Origin of the sequence: Lentisalinibacter salinarum (assembly GCF_040706555.1) — a bacterium.
Taxonomy (GTDB): Bacteria; Pseudomonadota; Gammaproteobacteria; order Steroidobacterales; family Woeseiaceae; genus Lentisalinibacter; species Lentisalinibacter salinarum.
Genome location: NZ_JAPDRH010000003.1, coordinates 322596 through 337840, shown reverse-complemented (window position 1 = coordinate 337840; position 15245 = coordinate 322596). Strand labels below are relative to the sequence as shown.

Sequence of the window (15245 nt, the reverse complement as noted above, 5' to 3'; positions counted from 1 at the left end):
AGGAGAAGAACATGAGCGTTGCAAGAGTCACCGAGATCACGAGCGCATCGGGTAAGAGCTTCGAGGATGCGATCGAGAAAGGCATAGAGCGGGCCAATGAGACCCTCGACAACATCGAAGGCGCGTGGATTCAGGACATGAAGGTGGTCTGCGACGGCGGCAAGATCAAGGAATACCGCGTCAACATGAAGGTCACCTTCGTTCTGAAGGGCTGACCCGTTCTGTGACCCCTGACGGCCGGCCGCGTTCACCGCGGCCGGCGCAACGAGGAGAATGAAATGGATCTGTTGGGTTTCGCCAAGGATATCGGACGCCGGATCTTCAACAAGGACGAGGAGGCCGCGGAGAAGATCAAGGAACTGATCCTGCAGAACAACCCCGGCGTGCGCAATCTTGAAGTGGAGTTCGACCAGGGCGTGGTCGGACTGTCAGGCGAGTGCGAATCCGGCGCCGCCATGCAGAAGTGCGTGCTGCTCGCGGGCAACGTGGAGGGCGTGATCGACGTCTACGCGAACAAGATGACCATCCGTGCGCAAGCCGGCGGCGACGCCGGCGAGGACGACGACCGTGCGGAGGCCGAGCCCGACGAGGAGCCGGTGGAGTTCTACACTATCCGTTCCGGCGACACGCTCAGCAAGATCGCGAAGCAGTACTACGGTGACGCGATGAAATATCCCCGCATATTCGAGGCGAACCGGGAGGTGATCGAGGACCCGGACAAAATCTATCCGGGCCAGCGCATCCGCATCCCGCTCGGCTGACCGGCCGCCGGCAGTCGCCAGTGATCCGGACGGGCCCTGCGGGGCCCGTTCTTCATTCCGGCCGGCGGAAGCGGTAGTGGCCCACCAGCCACTGGCGGCCGTCGCCGTAGCCGAATAGCTCGGCGCAGGCCATGTAGAAGATGCGCCAGCGCTGCAGCCAGATCTGTGCATCCCGCGCGGCGAGGTCCTCGCCGAGGATGTCGAGTGCAGCTTCCCGATGCGCGTCCAGTTTCTCCAGCCAGGCGTTGCAGGTGCGCCCGTAGTGGCGTCCGCTCACCAGCCAGCGCTCCTCCAGACGGAGATCGTCCTGGAAATGCAGCAGCGTATCGGCCGAGGGCATGATGCCGCCCGTGAAGAAGTGCTGTGCCATCCAGTCGGTCCTGCCCTCCACCTGGAAGGGGTAGAGCAGCTGCCGGTGGCAGAAGTGATGGACGAACAGCTGCCCCCCCGGTCGCAGCCAGCCGGCGATGCGCCGCATCAGCTCGCGATAGTTGCTCATGTGCTCGAACATCTCCACCGAGACGACCCGGTCGAAGGTGTCGCCGGCATCGAATTCGCGCATGTCGGCGGTGATCACGTCGATGTTGCCGAGCCCCCGTTCGCGGGCGAGCCCCAGGATGGTCTCGCGCTGGGGGGCGGAGTTGGAGACGCAGAGGATTTCCGCCTTCGGCAGATGCTCGGCCATCCACAGCGACAACGAGCCCCAGCCGCAGCCCAGCTCCAGGATGCGCTGGCCGTCCTCGAGGCGCGCGCGCTCCACGGTCAGGGCAAGCATGCGCGCCTCGGAGTCGTCGAGCGTGGCCGTCGACTCGTCCCAGTAGCCGCAGCTGTATTTGCGGTGGCGTCCGAGGCACAGGCGGAAAAACTCGGGCGGCACCTCGTAGTGCTGCTCGTTGGCGGCGTCCGTGTGCACCGCCACGGGCCCTTCGGAAAGTTCGGAGATGCGCATCCGGAAGCGCGCGTCCTGGGCGTCGGCGTCCGCCAGGCGCTCGTTGGCCAGGCGTCCGGCGAGCAGGCGCCGGATGCCTTGGCGGATCAGCGCATCGGGTACGAGGCCGCGCTCGGCCCAGTCAATGGGACCGCCCATCACGCGGCCTCGTCGGCGCTGCGGACCGGCGACGGTAGCGGTGCCGCGTGGGCGAACCAGACCAGCAGCGGGGTCACCACGGCCCAGGCCATACCCAGGTAGACGAGCCCGAGCTCGCCGGGGAACGCGGCCGCGCCCAGCTTCGACCCGGCGGTGAAGGACAGCGGCTGGCCGATGGCGCCGAATAGCGCAGCCAGCCGGTAGCGCCCGGCCAGCCAGCCGAGACAGCCGCGCAGGGTGAGCGCGAAGACCACCCATAGCGTCAGTATCCAGGCAGGCGCGAGCGGTCCCCACGGTGAGGCGTAGTCGAGCAGCCCGAGGGCGACGAAACTGCCGTCTACCAGGAGTCCCAGGGAGAGCGCGAAGGCGCACAGCGCCAGCAACCGGCCGCGGGAGGATTCCCGGCAGAACTCCCAGACGAGGAAGGCGACGGCCAGCAGCATGCCCGGCCAGACGATGCCGTTGGAGGCACCGAGCACCAGCGCGAACCAGCACGAATTGAAGAGGATGAAGTTGATCAGCACGAGGCGCAACCCGGGATTATCCGTTGACCCGTCTGCTTTTCGGCGCAGACGGCTTTCCGGATGCAGCGGGGCGGGCTCAGCCGGTGGTGTCGGTGTCGGCAATGAAGGTGCGCAGCCGGTCCGCCAGGTTCTTGCACGCCGCAGTCTGGGTGCGCGCGATCAGCGGCACCGGGATCACGATCGCCGGCAGATACGACGTGCCGGAGACGTCCGCCTTCACCGAGCCGGCGGACTTCAGTTCCTTCAGGTCCCAGATCGATGCCTCGTAGCTCGCCTCGTTCTCCCACCAGGCGAAGCCGAAGCAGCCGCCACCGCCGGGCCCCGCGGCGCAGGACAGGCTGCCGCCGCCGCCGGTGCGCTCCGTATCGCCGTCGAGCCACACGATGTAGCGTACGCCGCTGTCGCGGATGCGCTCACGCACGCCCGGACGCTGCATGAAGCGCTGCAGCGCCTTCGTCTCGGCGGGCGCCGTGCGCGGTTCCAGCCAAGGGAACAGCGCGTCCACGAACTGCTCGTCCGGCATCACGGCGAGGCCTTCGCGGCCGTTGCCCAGCGCATTGCCCACGCAGTCGGTGAAGCCGCGCTCCGTCTCGTTGCCGAGATGGTAGCTGCGCGCCATGACCACCACCGCCTCGCCGTCAAGGATGCCGGTGGCCGCGCTCTTCTCCTGTTCCATCCGTGCCGTGACGCAGCCGCTCAGCAGGACGGCCGCCCCGACAAGCGCCGGCAGCAGCATCCGGCCGGGGCCCGTCACTTCGCCTCTGCCGTCTCTAGCCTCGGTCATCGGTGAGATTCCCCTGGAATTTTGCCTGGGTGGCATCGCCCGTGTTTGCCGCCACGTCCGTGGATTGCCCCGGCCCGTCGTCGGCCTGCAGCTCCGCGTCGTCTTCGATCTCCGGCGGCGCCACCACCGTCACGGCGCCGGAATCGGCCTCACTCGCGGGGGCCGCTGCGGAGTCGCCCGCCGAATCGCCCGCAGAATCGCCCGCGGAATCGCCGCCGGAGTCGCCTGCGGAGTCAGCCGCGGATTTCGCGGAGGATTCGCTCGCGGGCCCGGTTTGCGCGGTCAGGCTCTCCGCCTCTTCCGGTTCCGCGCCGGGGATGCCGCTGCCGCCCGGGTCGCCGAGCCCGGTCTCCCGGGCAAAGCGGAGGCCGATCATGGCGGCCGCATCCCGCATGGCGAGTACCGCGGCGCGGGCCAGCGCCTCGTCCGCGCTGAACATCCCCTCGGAGCCGGCCTTGCCGTAGGCGGCGATGGGCCAGTTGGAGATCTCCGTGCCCTCGCCGTCGAAAATGCGCAGCCGGTAGCGGATCCAGATGGTATAGGCGTCCGAGCGGCTCTGTGCGGGCAGGGCGAACTCGAACGCCTCGATGCTGGCCTCGACCAGTGCGTCGGCGCCCACCGTCTCGACGTCCGTATCGGCGTCGACCTCGACCACCTCGCTGAACATGGACTCGAACAGGTGCTGGAACGCGAGCTTGTTGGCGGCCCCGAGGTTGATGGTCCACTTCTGCCGCCCGAGTACCTCTTCCTGATGCACGTAGCGCGACATTTCGGGGGAGTAACGGACGGCGACCTTCAACGGCAGCTGGTTCAGCAGGGGGTCGGGGAGAGCGGGGTCCTGGAGCGCAACCTGACTCGAGCAGCCCGTAATGACCAGGGCCGCCAGGACGACTGCGACGATGGCAGAAACTCTCCCGGTCAAGCGACGCTCCATCGGCCGAAGCGGCCGGCGATTCCCTCGGTGGTTCCGTTGGCGACTTGCTCGGCGATTTACTCGGCCATTGGCCAGGCAACTTGCTCGGCGATGCGCCAGGGATCGGGTCTCGTATCCATGCTGTCGACTCGCGCGGCCGCCCGAAGTTTCATCCTGGCCGCGGCAAGGGATGCACGTTCCGACTCTAGACTCAGCGCGCCCGTCATGCAAGCAACCGGTCCGTCGCCCCGCCTGCTCGCCTCAGAAACGTGCCCGGATGGCCCGCAGGAGGCCGCCGACCACGGGAATGTGCTCGTACAGCCCGCCGGCGGAGTCCCAGAAATCCTGGTGCAGGACCACCCGGCCGTCGTCGTCGAAGCGGAAGTGGGTCACGCCCCACGAGACCAGCGGCTCGCCGTCGGCCAGTGCGCCGATACGCATGGTCATGCGCCAGCGGAAATAGAAATCGTCGCCGGAACGGCCGACGTGGTGGAACTCCACCTGCACGGAGTCGGCGTTCTCCGCGGTGTGCACGAAGTATTCCTCGATGGCCGCGGCGCCCCGCAGGGTCTTCAGCGTGTCGTTGAAGAAGGCGTCCGGGGCATAGACCTCCCGGGCCATGCGCCGCACGGCCTCGGGCGTGAGCTCGCCGAAGAACTGCCGCAGCCTCTCGACGGCGGCGGCCTCGGCGTCGCTGCCCGGCGCGGGGCCCATCCCATCGGTGCGGGCCAGGGCCTCCTCGTAGGCGGCCACGTGGTCGGCGGAGGAGGCCACGTCTGCGCTGCGGATCGCCCACGCCAGCAGGCCGATCAGGATGACGGCCAGGACGCCGATGACAAGCAGGGTTACAATCGCGAGCTTTTGCATGCCGGTCTCCTTGCAGGGTGGCCGCGGCCTGAGACGATGGTGAACGCATGGTGACGACGACAAGCATAGTGCACGTGAGCTCTGCCGGCGCCGGAACGTTATTCGGCGCGTGCCGCTGATCGGATCAGGAGTCGCCGATGCCTCGTCCCAAGGTCCTCGTCTTCCAGCACGTGCCCTTCGAGCCCCTGGGCACGCTGGATCCGTTGCTGAAGGAACGTGGCTTCCGCATCCGCTACGTGAATTTCAGCCGCGACCCGGCGCAGCGCCCGCGGCTCGCCGGCTACGATGCGCTGATTGTCCTCGGCGGACCGATGAACGTGGACGAGGTCGGGGACTATCCCAACCTGGCCACCGAGGTCGAACTGATCCGGGAGGCGCTGGAGCGGGGCCGCCACGTGCTCGGCATCTGTCTGGGCGCGCAGCTGCTGGCGAAGGCGCTGGGCGGCGCGGTGGCGCCGAACGGGGCCCACGAGATCGGCTGGCACGAGGTGCGGCTCACTGCCGACGGCGAGACGGACCCGGTACTCTCGGCGCTGGATTCGCCGGCGCCCCTGTTCCACTGGCACGGCGACCGCTTCGAGCTGCCGCCGGGCGCGAGCCATCTCGCGGAGTCCGCGCTGTGCGCCAATCAGGCGTTCCGTTACGGCGAACTGGCGCTCGGGCTGCAATTCCACCTGGAGGTGGATCGGGCGCTGGTCGAGCGCTGGCTGACGGTGCCGGTCAACCGTCGCTTGCTGGCGGGTCTGCGGGGTCGGGTGGACCCCGAGGCGATACGGCGCGAGACGCCCGCGCTCATCGCGGCGCTGGAGGCCCGCAGCCGGCGCGTCTTCGGCCGCTGGATCGAGCAGTTCGGCCTGCCGCGGCGACGGCGCGCGCTGCCGTCGCGCTGAGCGGCGCCGCACGCGGCCGGTCTGTGCGGGATTCCGGGCCGAATCCCGGGCTGATTTTTGCCGTCGTTGCCTGCATGATAGACCGTTCAACCAGCCGAGCGGGAACCCGAGCATGAAGCTGTACGCCGACGTCACCCGGGAGATCGACGAGATGCCGGAGGGCCCGGAGATCGTCGCCTTCTTCGATCTGGACGGCACGCTGCTGTCCGGATTTTCGGTGACGTCGATGATGCGCGAGCGCCTGACCTCCGGCGAACTGAAACCCCGCCAGGCCCTCGTGCAGTTCGTCTCGTTCGTCGGCCAGGGCTTCCGCAGCCGTGAATTCCCGGCCATGCTGAAGGCCGCCACGCGGACGCTGGAGGGCGTCGAGGAGGCCTCCTTCGTGCGCCTCGGTCGCGAGACGTTCCGCAAGCACGTCAGCGGCGCCATTTATCCGGAGTCCCGCGCCCTGGTGCGCGCCCACCAGCGCAAGGGCCACACCGTGGTGGTGCTGTCCTCGGCCACGCCGTATCAGGTCAACCCGGTGGCCGAGGAACTGGAGATCGAGCACGTGCTGTGCACCCGCTTCGAGGTGGAGGAGGGCAGGTTCACCGGCCGGCTGGTCGAGCCCATCACTTACGGCGAAGGCAAGCTCAAGGCCGCGCGCAAGTTCCTGAAGGCGCGCCGCCTGAAGCTCGCCAACAGCTTCTTCTACACCGACGGTGCCGAGGATGTGCCACTGCTGGAACACGTAGGCTATCCGCGCCCGCTCAACCCCGACGGCGATCTTGAGGAGGTGGCCCAGGAGAAAGGCTGGCCGATCCGGCGCTTCCACAGCCGCGGCCTGCCCGGCGTGCGCGAACTGCTCGGTACAGGGCTGGCATGGGGCGCACTCGTGTCATCCGCCCTGGCGAGTGTCCCCGTCCTGGCCCTGAACCGCTCGCGACGCGACGCCGCCAATCTGGCGATCGCGACGTTCGGAGACTTCGCCAGCGCGCTGGCCGGTCTCGACCTGCAGGTGACGGGAGAACAGCACCTCTGGTCGCACAGGCCCGCGGTGTTCGTCTTCAATCACCAGAGCGGGGCGGACATGGTGATCCTCGCCAAGCTGCTGCGGCAGGATTTCACCGGTATCGCCAAGAAGGAGCTCAGGAGCAACCCCATCCTCGGCCCGCTCATGTGGGCCACCGAGACGGTGTTCATCGACCGGGCCAATACGGAGCGGGCGATCGAAGCGATGCGCCCGGCGGTCGAGACGCTGAAGAGCGGCCTGTCCATCGTGCTGGCGCCGGAAGGGACGCGCAGCCTCAGCGACCGGCTGGGACCGTTCAAAAAGGGCGCATTCCACCTGGCCATGCAGGCGGGCGTGCCGATGGTGCCCATCGTGATTCACAACGCGACGGATGCGCTGCCGAAGAGCGGCATCTTCGTGCGTCCCGCCACCATCAAGGTGGAGATACTCCCGCCGGTGCCCACCGAAGACTGGGAGCCCGAGACCATCGATCAGCACGTGCGCGCGGTGCGCCGCCTGTTCCTGAAGGCGCTGGACCAGCTGCCGGAGCAGGACGAAGAAGAAATAAGCAATAACAGTAATTTATAGAGACTTCCTCAAAAGAATCTCGGGCCCTGTAGAGGCCGCGGCAGAGAATTTCCGGCGCGCATGCATCCGATCCGGCGCCTCGTGTCATCTTTTAATCGCACACAAGGGAATTCCCCCGGACAGAAGGAGATGCGGATAATGGCTGACTTCGATAGCGACATTCTCGTGCCGATCACTCTGTTCATCAGTATCGCCGCGGTGTACGCCCTGGCCCTGATGTATCGGGCCCGGCAGCGGGAGCAGATCCAGCTCACGGTGCGCCAGATTCTCGACAAGGGCCAGGAGCTGACCCCGGAGGTGCTCGAGAAGCTCGGCCACACCGGCGCGCAGCCCCCCTCGGACCTGCGCCGCGGCGTCATCGCCGTGGCCATCGGCCTCGGCATCGCCGCGTTCGGGGTCATCCTCGGCGAAGGGGATGCGATGCGACCGCTGGTGGCCATCGGCGCGATACCGTTCCTGATCGGGCTCGCCTACCTGGGGCTGTGGAAATTTGCAGGCAGGGACACGTGAGCACACAGAGGCCGCCGGGACGCGATGTCGACATCGGCGAGCGATGAGGAACTGGTCGCCGTCGCGGTTGCCGCCGGGGATCAGGCGGCCTTCGGCGAGCTGGTACGGCGTCACCAGTCCCGGGTGCGGGGCTGGCTGCGGCAGCTCACCGGCGACGCCGCGGAGGCCGACGACCTCGCCCAGGAGACTTTCCTCAAGGCGTGGACCCGGCTCAATACCTTCACCGCCCGCGGGCGGTTCCAGGCCTGGCTCATGAAGCTCGCCTACAATGAATTCCTGCAGGCGGTGCGCGGCGGGCAGCGGCGGCGGCGCCTGGCGGGCGAGTACGAGGCGGATGCGGCGGCGCGCGGCGAGACCGCGGACGAGTCCATGTCCGGCACCGGCGGCGAATTGCCCGATCTGCCGCGGCTACTGTCGGTGCTGGGCGAGGAGGAGCGGCACGTGATGCTGCTGGGCTACGGCTGCGGCTGTTCTCACGCCGAGATCAGCGAGATCACCGGCATGGCGCTCGGCACGGTCAAGTCGCACATGCACCGTGGCAAGGCGCGCATCAGGCAGGCTTTCGCGCTGGAGGCGAGCGAGTGATGAGGCAGACGGAGCAAGAATTCGAGCGGCTGCTCGATCGCGAGTTCGCCCGCGCTTTCGAGCCGGTGGCCGACGACGGCTTCAGCGAGCGCGTGCTCCGCCGCGTCCGGCGACAGGGGCGGGCGAGGGTAGTGGCGCTGACCCTGGCCGGTGCCGTCGGTCTGGTGGTGGCTTTCGTGCCGCTGGTGCAGATTGCGAGCGCGCTGAGCGAGTTCTCCCCGGTGCTGACCGAGGGCTGGCGGTTGTCGGAACTGCCGGCCCAGTATCGCTACATCGTGGCCGCTGCACTGCTCGGCCTCGCGAGTCCGCTCGTGATCCGTCTGCTCGAGCGCTGAATCCTACCGGCCGCCTCAAGTTCCGCCGGCCACGGCCGCTAACCCCTGTAGAGCCACGCCGCAGAGGCGCCAGGGGCGCGCGCCCATGAAGACCATCCGCCTGCAGGAGCGACACGGCGACCGGCCGGCCGACCGCCCGGCGGTCGGTGGGGGCGGCGATGCCGGCCTGCGCGGGACGCTTTACGAGTTACTGGAGGGCGACCGCTCCGGCGGTCGCCTGGGCCGCTTCGTGAACCGGGCGCTGGTTGCGCTGATCCTCGCGAACGTGGCGGCCGTGATCCTGGAGTCCCAGCTGTCCGTGCAGCGGGTGACGCCCGGGTTCTTCCACGGCTTCGAAGTCGCCTCCGTGGTGATCTTCACGCTGGAATACCTGGCCCGCCTGTGGGCGGCGCCGGCGGACCCCCGCTACCAGGGTTCGCCACCGTGGCGGGCCCGTGTCAGCCACGCGACCTCGCCATTGGCGGTGATCGACCTGCTGGCCATCGCGCCGTTCTATCTGGCGCTGCTGATCCCGATCGACCTGCGCTACCTGCGCGCCTTCCGGTTGCTCCGGCTGTTGAAGTTATCGCGATATTTCGATGGGTTACAGATTTTTCTTAAAGTCATTAGGGCGGAAATCGGCGCGATGTCCGCCGCGCTGCTCACCATGTTCGTGCTGGTCATCATCTCGGCCTGTCTGATGTTCTCGCTGGAGAGCCAGGCCCAGCCCCAGGTGTTCCGCAGCGTCGTGGATGCCATCTGGTGGGCGGTCGTCACGCTGACCACGGTGGGCTACGGCGACGTCACGCCGGTGACGGCGGGCGGCAAGATCCTGGCCATGGGCATCATGCTGATGGGCGTGGCGACTTTCGCCCTGCCGGCGGGCATCCTCGCGGCGCGTTTCTCGGAGGAGCTGCAGGAGCGGCGCGAGAAGCTGCGCTTCGAGGTGGCCGAGGCGCTGAGCGACGGCGTCCTGGACGCCGGCGAGCATGCCGAACTCGCACGGCTGCGGGCGGAACTCGGACTCTCGGAGGACACCCTGTCGCGGCTGGTGGAGTTGCACGGTAGGGCGGGTCACGGCTTTCGTTATTGTCCGCGTTGTGGGGAGCATCTGGAGGGCCAGCGGTCGCCGTGAGGGTCGGGTCGGGGGCTCGGTCCCTATTGCCTTTGGTTGATCGGGCCTGAAGGCCCTCCTGGAGTCGGATCGGGCCTGAAGGCCCTCCTACGTTGGGGTATGCTTCGATCCGGGAGTCTTTACCGGAAGCAAGCATGCAACTGAGCGAGATTATTCGACGGCGGGCGGTGATTGCCTGCTGCGCCGCCGCCCTCATGGTGGTCGCACCGGGTGCCCCGGCCGGGCCCGCAGCTCCGGATGCGGACACAGAGCGGCTGATCAGCGAACTCGGACTGACCGAGGGCGATACGCCGGTACGCGAGCATCCCCGCTGGCAGCCGGGCGGCCCAATCGTGGTGGCGGTCGACGGCCCGCAACGGCTGGCCTGGCTGGAGGCGGTGGCGGGCGAGGCCGAGCTGGTCGGCGTGCAGTCGCTCGCGGAGGCAGAGGCGGCGTTGCCGGGCGCCGTGGCGCTGCTCGGTGTGTGCAGCCCCGGGCTGATCGAGGCGGGCGCGTCACTGCACTGGGTGCAGAGCTACAGCGCCGGCGTGGATCGCTGCGTTGACACGCCCGCGCTCGCCGAGCGGGACATGATCCTCACGAACGCACAGCGCCTGTACGGACCGGCCATCGCCGAGCACGTGATGGGCATGATGTTCATGCTGGCCCGCGGCCTGGACGTCTATCACCTGCGCCAGGCCGACGGACGCTGGGAGCGCGGGCTGGAAGACTACGCGGACAGCACGTGGGAGCTGGCCGATCGCACGCTGCTGGTGGTCGGCCTCGGTGGCATCGGCACCGAGATCGCGCGGCGGGCCGATGCCCTCGGGATGGAGGTCATCGCCACCCGGGCCAGTTCGCGGCAGGGCCCGCCGTTCGTCAGCTACGTGGGACTGGCCGACGAACTCCACTCCCTCGCCGGCCGCGCCGATATCATCGTCAACGCCACGCCGCTGGTACCGGCGACGGAAGACCTGTTCGACGCGGAGTTCTTCGCCGCGGCGAAGCCGGGCTCCTACTTCATCAACATCGGCCGCGGCGGCAGCGTGGTCACCGAGGACCTCGTGGCGGCCCTGGAGTCGGGACGCATCGCCGGCGCGGGTCTCGACGTGACCGACCCCGAGCCGCTGCCGGAGGGGCATCCGCTGTGGCGCATGCCGCGGGTGATCATCACGCCGCACATCTCCGCGCGCACCGAAGGCTCCTCAGAGCGGCGCTGGCTGCTGGTACGCGAGAATCTGCGCCGCTACGTCGCCGGCGAGCCGTTGCTTTCAGTGGTGGATATCGACAAGGGCTACTGAGCGGAGCCGCCGAGCCGCTCGGCGGCGTAGGCCAGCTCGGCCTCGACGGTGGCGGTGATCTGGCGGCGCAGCACCTTCTCGATGCGCCCGGCGATCAGTGGGATCGGCACGCGGAACCGATGTTCCACCTCGTATAAGGAGCCGGAGCCGTCGGCCTCGAGAGTGAAGCGCCCCTCGATCTCGATGGGGGCCATGGCGCTGCGCACCGTGTAGCGTCCCGTGTACCGGTCTTCGCCGCCGTCGGCGACGTTCCGCCAAACCTCGTGCACGGTGAGGGTCTGCTCTTCGCCCACCAGCCGGGTGAGGAATCCGGGCAGATCCTGCCGGGCGACGCGGGTGGTGTGCAGGGTGACCGAGTCTGCGTCTTCGTCGGCGTGGCACTCGGCGCTCAGCTCGCCGATGGCGAGGCAGCGGTCGACGATGAAATCCGGGTCCGTCATCAGCGCGGCCACGCTCTCAACGTCGGCGTCGAAGCGGCGGCTGACGGCCATCAGGCGATCTTGTGCTCCCGCTCGTCGACGGCTTCCCCGTCGGCGAGCTCACGAAGCGCCTCCAGGTCGAGCACCTCGATACGACCCCGTGGCGCGAGCAGGATCTCGCGGCGTTTCATGTCCGCCATGAGGCGGCAGACGGTCTCCTCACTGAGGCCCAGCAGGTTGGCGATCTCCAGCCGGGTGATGGGCAGGCGGTAGCGCCCGTCGCGGGGCCAGGGTTCCGGCGCCATCATCAGGATGAACGCCGCCAGCTTCGAATTCGCGTTTTTCTGGCCCATGGCCTGGATCAGCGCGCGGCTCTGCACCAGCTGCGCGTTCAGCGCATCGATCAGGCGCATGGCGATTTCGGGCTGGTCGGCGACGCGGGAGAGCAGCGCCTTGTGGCTGATGCGGCAGGCCTGCACCGGAGTGGCCGCCGCCGCGGAATAGGCATAGTGCTCCTGCTGCAGTGTCTGCAGTCCCACCACGAGGTTGCCGCGCCGGCCGATGCCGACGATCTGCTCGCGCCCGTCCTGACTGTGATGACAGATCTTCACGACCCCGTGAGAGATGGAGTAAAGGTAGCCGCCCGGCTCGCCCTGCAGGAAAAGCATCTCGCCCTTCGCGTAGCTGGAGCACTGGATCAGACCGGAGACCACGCAGGGCAGGTCGTTCAGCGGGTCTTTTCCGTCATCCACTCCACGGAACAGGCACAGACAGTTCTCACACGGCATCGATGGTCGCTCCCCTTGTTCTTGTAGATGACTAGATACGCGTCGGCGGCGCGCTCGTCGATACCGGGATATCCAATTCGCTTGTCGGTATTCACGTATTTGAAACTGCTATTTGTCAGTGTTTGCGTCGCCAAAATGTGCTTATAGTTGAAACACCCCTATGCCCGGGCTCGCCCCCATCCTCCGATCGTCTGCCGTAGAAATCGAAATACGTACTATCCACCGGCGATCAGACCGGCGTAACTGACAATTGTCAGTGTTTCTTGACACGCGCAAACCTACTCTTTCACGTGACGCCGGGTAACCGGCTATGGCTGTACTGCAGCCGTGCCGCGAACCGGGTTTTTCGAAGAAGCAGAGGGTTGCGCCATGAACCGTTTCCAGAAGATGTTTAAAGGAAGCTGGGCATTGCTCCTCGCGTCGTTCCTGCTGTTAGGTCTGGCAGGCTGCGATGGCGACGACGGTGCTCAGGGTCCGGCAGGACCGACAGGGCCGGAAGGCCCGACGGGTCCGACCGGACCGGAAGGACCCCCGGGACCTCCGGGACCGGGTCCGATTTCCATTGGTGACGGCGAGAACTTGACCGAAGAAGAAATCGAGATCCTCGGTCAGCTCGAAGCCACTATTACCAATGTGACGATTGCCAGTCCGCCGGTTGTTGAATTCACGGTGGTCGATCAGAACGGCGATCCCGCTGTCGGCCTGGCCGAGGGTGTCGTCTGGTTTACGTTTGCCAAGCTGGTCCCGGCCGATCCGGCCGTGAACGGCGGCATCGCCTACTGGCAGAGCTACGTGAATCGTGTCGAGACGGCCGGCCCCGAGCGGTTCAACCCGAATCCGCCGGACTTCCTGGATCAGGCGGTTCAGGCGACGGCCGACTCCTCCGGTACGCTCGAAGAGCTGGGTGACGGCAACTACCGGTACACCTTCGCTACGGACGTCACGGCCGTGACCGATCCCATCGAAGTGACCTGGGAACCGAGCCTGACGCACCGCGTGGGCCTCGAGATTCGTCTCGGCGGTCCGGGCGAGGTCCCGCTGGCTCCGGATAACCCCGTCTACGACTTCGTGCCCGACGGCGGCGCCGGCTCCGGCAGCAAGGACATTGCGGCCACGGCCAACTGCGCCGACTGCCACTTCTCGTTCGCCCTGCACGGCGGACCGCGGAAGACGGTGGAATACTGCGTGACCTGCCACAACCCCGGCACGGTCGACCAGGATACGGGCGAGTCCCTCGACATGGCCTACATGGCCCACTCCATTCACATGGGTGAGGATCGTGTGGACGCCATCGGCGACCCGCTGCCCTACGTGATCTACGGCTACGGCGGTTCCGTGCACGATTACGGTGAGGTGACTCATCCGCAGTCGAAGACTTACTGCACGACCTGCCACGTCGAGTCCGAGACGGCGACGGATGGCGACGTGTGGACGGCAGGTGCCTCGACACAGACGTGTGGCAGCTGCCACTCCGACGGTCTGGTCGTATCCAACTACGACGAGGTCACCGGTATTGCCGAATACTCGTTCAGCCACGCGAATTCGGACATCCCGTCACTCGCGACACAGCCGAACAACACCTGCGCCAACTGCCACCTCGAAGGCGGCGTTGCCGGTGCCGGCCCGGCTGACTTCATCCACACGCGGATCGACGGCGATCAGCAGTTCCGCGAGATCGTCGGTCGCGAATTCGTGTTCGAGATCCTCGACGCCACGAATGTGCTCCCCGGCGAGACGCCTGTGATCACGTTCCGCGTGACGGATTCCGCAGGTACGCCGTACGACATCCAGACCGCTCCGGAATTCACGGACGGCGCGTCGTCGATGAACCTGTACGTCGCATGGCCCGGCATCGAGACCTACAACGGTGACGAGCTGGGTAACACGGGCGGTGTGCGTGAACGCGGCAATGGTCCGGAGTACTATGGCCCCGGTCATCCGAATCGCTGGTATCTCAGTGAGATTCAGCAGGCGATCACCGATCAGGGCGCGACTCAGGCGGCGGACGGCAGCTACACGCTGACGTACTTCACGTCGCTGCCCGCCGACTTCCAGGGCGAGGCTTACATCGCCATGGGTGGTCACCCGGCAGCAGTGGACGTCGAGGACGCCGACGGCAACCTCACGACTCAGCGTGCGGCGGCCGACAGCGTCGTGTTCTACCCGGGTACCGCGCGTGAGTTCGGCGCCGATCCTGCGAAGTGCAACGCGTGCCACGAGCACCTGCAGTTCCACGGCTCCAACCGTAACGCGAACCCCGAGATGTGTGTGGTCTGCCACAACGCCGACCTGGCGGAAGGCGACGAAGGCTTTGCGCTCGGCTACATGGTCCACTCGATCCATGTGGCGAGCCCGACCTTCCTGGCTGGCGAGTATGCCGGAATCACGTACCCGCAGAGCATCGCGAACTGCGACGCCTGCCACGTGGACGGCGCATACAACGTCGCGCGGGCTGAGGCCCGGTCGGTGAGCCTGGGAATCGGTGTGGACGAGACCATCTGGACTGATGATCCGGCCACGACGCCGACCTCGGCAGCCTGCGGCACGTGCCATGCCTCTGCGGCAGCGCTCGGCCACTTCGCGACCAACAACGGTGAGATCGGTGTACCGAAGGACAGCATCCTGAAGTTCAACGGCCTGCCGAATGGTCAGGAAGCCTGCGCCGTCTGCCATGGAGCCGGCAGCGAGTTCGATACCACGATTTATCACAATCCCGGTATCGCCGAATAATTAACGACGAATAACAAAACCAGAACTGGGCGCCCGCTTCGGCGGGCGCTTTTTTTTGCCCGGAGGAAACGCGCCGCAT

At 67.1% G+C, this 15245-nt stretch carries 17 protein-coding genes; 10 read left to right on the top strand and 7 right to left on the bottom strand.

Annotated elements, in window-relative coordinates; genetic code table 11:
• Positions 1-11: 11 nt before the first annotated feature.
• On the top strand, positions 12-215 hold the full coding sequence (locus ACJMKZ_RS12105) for a dodecin family protein (protein WP_405233465.1): 204 nt from the start codon (positions 12-14) through the stop codon (positions 213-215).
• A gap of 63 nt (positions 216-278) precedes the next feature.
• Positions 279-761 carry a peptidoglycan-binding protein LysM gene (gene lysM / locus ACJMKZ_RS12100; RefSeq protein ID WP_405233464.1) on the top strand — a complete coding sequence of 161 codons (483 nt, stop codon included), beginning with the start codon at positions 279-281 and terminating at the stop codon, positions 759-761.
• 52 nt (positions 762-813) lie between these two features.
• Here the strand turns inward: lysM and ACJMKZ_RS12095 are convergent, their stop codons facing one another.
• The 5 genes from ACJMKZ_RS12095 to ACJMKZ_RS12075 all read right to left on the bottom strand — a co-directional run bounded on the left by ACJMKZ_RS12095 (position 814) and on the right by ACJMKZ_RS12075 (position 4936).
• Positions 814-1848 (bottom strand): SAM-dependent methyltransferase, encoded by a 1035-nt coding sequence (locus ACJMKZ_RS12095; RefSeq protein WP_405233463.1) that lies wholly within the window; start codon positions 1846-1848, stop codon positions 814-816.
• The gene (locus ACJMKZ_RS12090; protein ID WP_405234160.1) at positions 1848-2372 is read right to left on the bottom strand and encodes a DUF2878 domain-containing protein; all 525 of its coding nucleotides are present in this window, start codon (positions 2370-2372) and stop codon (positions 1848-1850) included. Before ACJMKZ_RS12090 ends, ACJMKZ_RS12095 begins: the two co-directional genes overlap by 1 nt.
• A gap of 76 nt (positions 2373-2448) precedes the next feature.
• On the bottom strand, positions 2449-3156 hold the full coding sequence (locus tag ACJMKZ_RS12085; RefSeq protein ID WP_405233462.1) for a hypothetical protein: 708 nt from the start codon (positions 3154-3156) through the stop codon (positions 2449-2451).
• Positions 3143-4078, bottom strand: a complete 936-nt coding sequence (locus ACJMKZ_RS12080) for a hypothetical protein (protein WP_405233461.1) — start codon at positions 4076-4078, stop codon at positions 3143-3145. The genes ACJMKZ_RS12085 and ACJMKZ_RS12080 overlap by 14 nt, the downstream gene beginning before the upstream one ends.
• Positions 4079-4330: 252 nt before the next feature.
• Positions 4331-4936, bottom strand: a complete 606-nt coding sequence (locus ACJMKZ_RS12075; protein WP_405233460.1) for a nuclear transport factor 2 family protein — start codon at positions 4934-4936, stop codon at positions 4331-4333.
• A 137-nt stretch (positions 4937-5073) separates the two neighbouring features.
• Between ACJMKZ_RS12075 and ACJMKZ_RS12070 the strand changes: the two genes are divergently transcribed.
• The 7 genes from ACJMKZ_RS12070 (at position 5074) to ACJMKZ_RS12040 (ending at position 11229) form a co-directional block, all read left to right on the top strand.
• On the top strand, positions 5074-5826 hold the full coding sequence (locus ACJMKZ_RS12070) for a glutamine amidotransferase-related protein (protein WP_405233459.1): 753 nt from the start codon (positions 5074-5076) through the stop codon (positions 5824-5826).
• A gap of 112 nt (positions 5827-5938) precedes the next feature.
• Entirely contained in the window at positions 5939-7405 is a 1467-nt protein-coding gene (locus ACJMKZ_RS12065; protein WP_405233458.1) for an HAD-IB family hydrolase, read from the top strand.
• Between the two features lie 138 nt (positions 7406-7543).
• A complete protein-coding gene (locus ACJMKZ_RS12060) occupies positions 7544-7915 on the top strand; it encodes a DUF6249 domain-containing protein (RefSeq protein ID WP_405233457.1) in 372 nt (123 codons plus the stop codon).
• 24 nt (positions 7916-7939) lie between these two features.
• A complete protein-coding gene (locus tag ACJMKZ_RS12055; RefSeq protein WP_405233456.1) occupies positions 7940-8500 on the top strand; it encodes an RNA polymerase sigma factor in 561 nt (186 codons plus the stop codon).
• Positions 8500-8835, top strand: coding sequence for a hypothetical protein (locus tag ACJMKZ_RS12050; protein ID WP_405233455.1), 336 nt, complete (start codon positions 8500-8502; stop codon positions 8833-8835). The genes ACJMKZ_RS12055 and ACJMKZ_RS12050 overlap by 1 nt, the downstream gene beginning before the upstream one ends.
• Before the next feature lie 85 nt (positions 8836-8920).
• On the top strand, positions 8921-9949 hold the full coding sequence (locus ACJMKZ_RS12045; protein WP_405233454.1) for an ion transporter: 1029 nt from the start codon (positions 8921-8923) through the stop codon (positions 9947-9949).
• 134 nt (positions 9950-10083) lie between these two features.
• Complete coding sequence (locus ACJMKZ_RS12040) at positions 10084-11229, top strand: D-2-hydroxyacid dehydrogenase (RefSeq protein ID WP_405233453.1); 1146 nt, start codon at positions 10084-10086, stop codon at positions 11227-11229.
• On the opposite strand, the gene ACJMKZ_RS12035 is transcribed toward ACJMKZ_RS12040, so the two are convergent.
• Complete coding sequence (locus tag ACJMKZ_RS12035) at positions 11223-11720, bottom strand: DUF2505 domain-containing protein (RefSeq protein ID WP_405233452.1); 498 nt, start codon at positions 11718-11720, stop codon at positions 11223-11225. The two genes, ACJMKZ_RS12040 and ACJMKZ_RS12035, sit on opposite strands and share 7 nt — an antisense overlap.
• Positions 11720-12436: a Crp/Fnr family transcriptional regulator gene (locus tag ACJMKZ_RS12030; protein ID WP_405233451.1), complete on the bottom strand. Its 717-nt coding sequence runs from the start codon at positions 12434-12436 to the stop codon at positions 11720-11722. Before ACJMKZ_RS12030 ends, ACJMKZ_RS12035 begins: the two co-directional genes overlap by 1 nt.
• A gap of 369 nt (positions 12437-12805) precedes the next feature.
• On the opposite strand from ACJMKZ_RS12030, the gene ACJMKZ_RS12025 reads away from it, so the two are divergent.
• Entirely contained in the window at positions 12806-15166 is a 2361-nt protein-coding gene (locus tag ACJMKZ_RS12025) for an OmcA/MtrC family decaheme c-type cytochrome (protein ID WP_405233450.1), read from the top strand.
• The last annotated feature ends 79 nt before the right edge of the window (positions 15167-15245 follow it).

Excerpts from the sequence above, each read along its gene's own strand:
- ACJMKZ_RS12105 (WP_405233465.1), top strand. The coding sequence starts at position 12 with ATGAGCGTTGCAAGAGTCACCGAGATCACGAGCGCATCGGGTAAGAGC.
- lysM (WP_405233464.1), top strand. The coding sequence starts at position 279 with ATGGATCTGTTGGGTTTCGCCAAGGATATCGGACGCCGGATCTTCAAC.
- ACJMKZ_RS12095 (WP_405233463.1), bottom strand. The coding sequence starts at position 1,848 with ATGGGCGGTCCCATTGACTGGGCCGAGCGCGGCCTCGTACCCGATGCG.
- ACJMKZ_RS12085 (WP_405233462.1), bottom strand. The coding sequence starts at position 3,156 with ATGACCGAGGCTAGAGACGGCAGAGGCGAAGTGACGGGCCCCGGCCGG.
- ACJMKZ_RS12075 (WP_405233460.1), bottom strand. The coding sequence starts at position 4,936 with ATGCAAAAGCTCGCGATTGTAACCCTGCTTGTCATCGGCGTCCTGGCC.
- ACJMKZ_RS12070 (WP_405233459.1), top strand. The coding sequence starts at position 5,074 with ATGCCTCGTCCCAAGGTCCTCGTCTTCCAGCACGTGCCCTTCGAGCCC.
- ACJMKZ_RS12065 (WP_405233458.1), top strand. The coding sequence starts at position 5,939 with ATGAAGCTGTACGCCGACGTCACCCGGGAGATCGACGAGATGCCGGAG.
- ACJMKZ_RS12060 (WP_405233457.1), top strand. The coding sequence starts at position 7,544 with ATGGCTGACTTCGATAGCGACATTCTCGTGCCGATCACTCTGTTCATC.
- ACJMKZ_RS12055 (WP_405233456.1), top strand. The coding sequence starts at position 7,940 with ATGTCGACATCGGCGAGCGATGAGGAACTGGTCGCCGTCGCGGTTGCC.
- ACJMKZ_RS12050 (WP_405233455.1), top strand. The coding sequence starts at position 8,500 with ATGAGGCAGACGGAGCAAGAATTCGAGCGGCTGCTCGATCGCGAGTTC.
- ACJMKZ_RS12045 (WP_405233454.1), top strand. The coding sequence starts at position 8,921 with ATGAAGACCATCCGCCTGCAGGAGCGACACGGCGACCGGCCGGCCGAC.
- ACJMKZ_RS12040 (WP_405233453.1), top strand. The coding sequence starts at position 10,084 with ATGCAACTGAGCGAGATTATTCGACGGCGGGCGGTGATTGCCTGCTGC.
- ACJMKZ_RS12035 (WP_405233452.1), bottom strand. The coding sequence starts at position 11,720 with ATGGCCGTCAGCCGCCGCTTCGACGCCGACGTTGAGAGCGTGGCCGCG.
- ACJMKZ_RS12030 (WP_405233451.1), bottom strand. The coding sequence starts at position 12,436 with ATGCCGTGTGAGAACTGTCTGTGCCTGTTCCGTGGAGTGGATGACGGA.
- ACJMKZ_RS12025 (WP_405233450.1), top strand. The coding sequence starts at position 12,806 with ATGAACCGTTTCCAGAAGATGTTTAAAGGAAGCTGGGCATTGCTCCTC.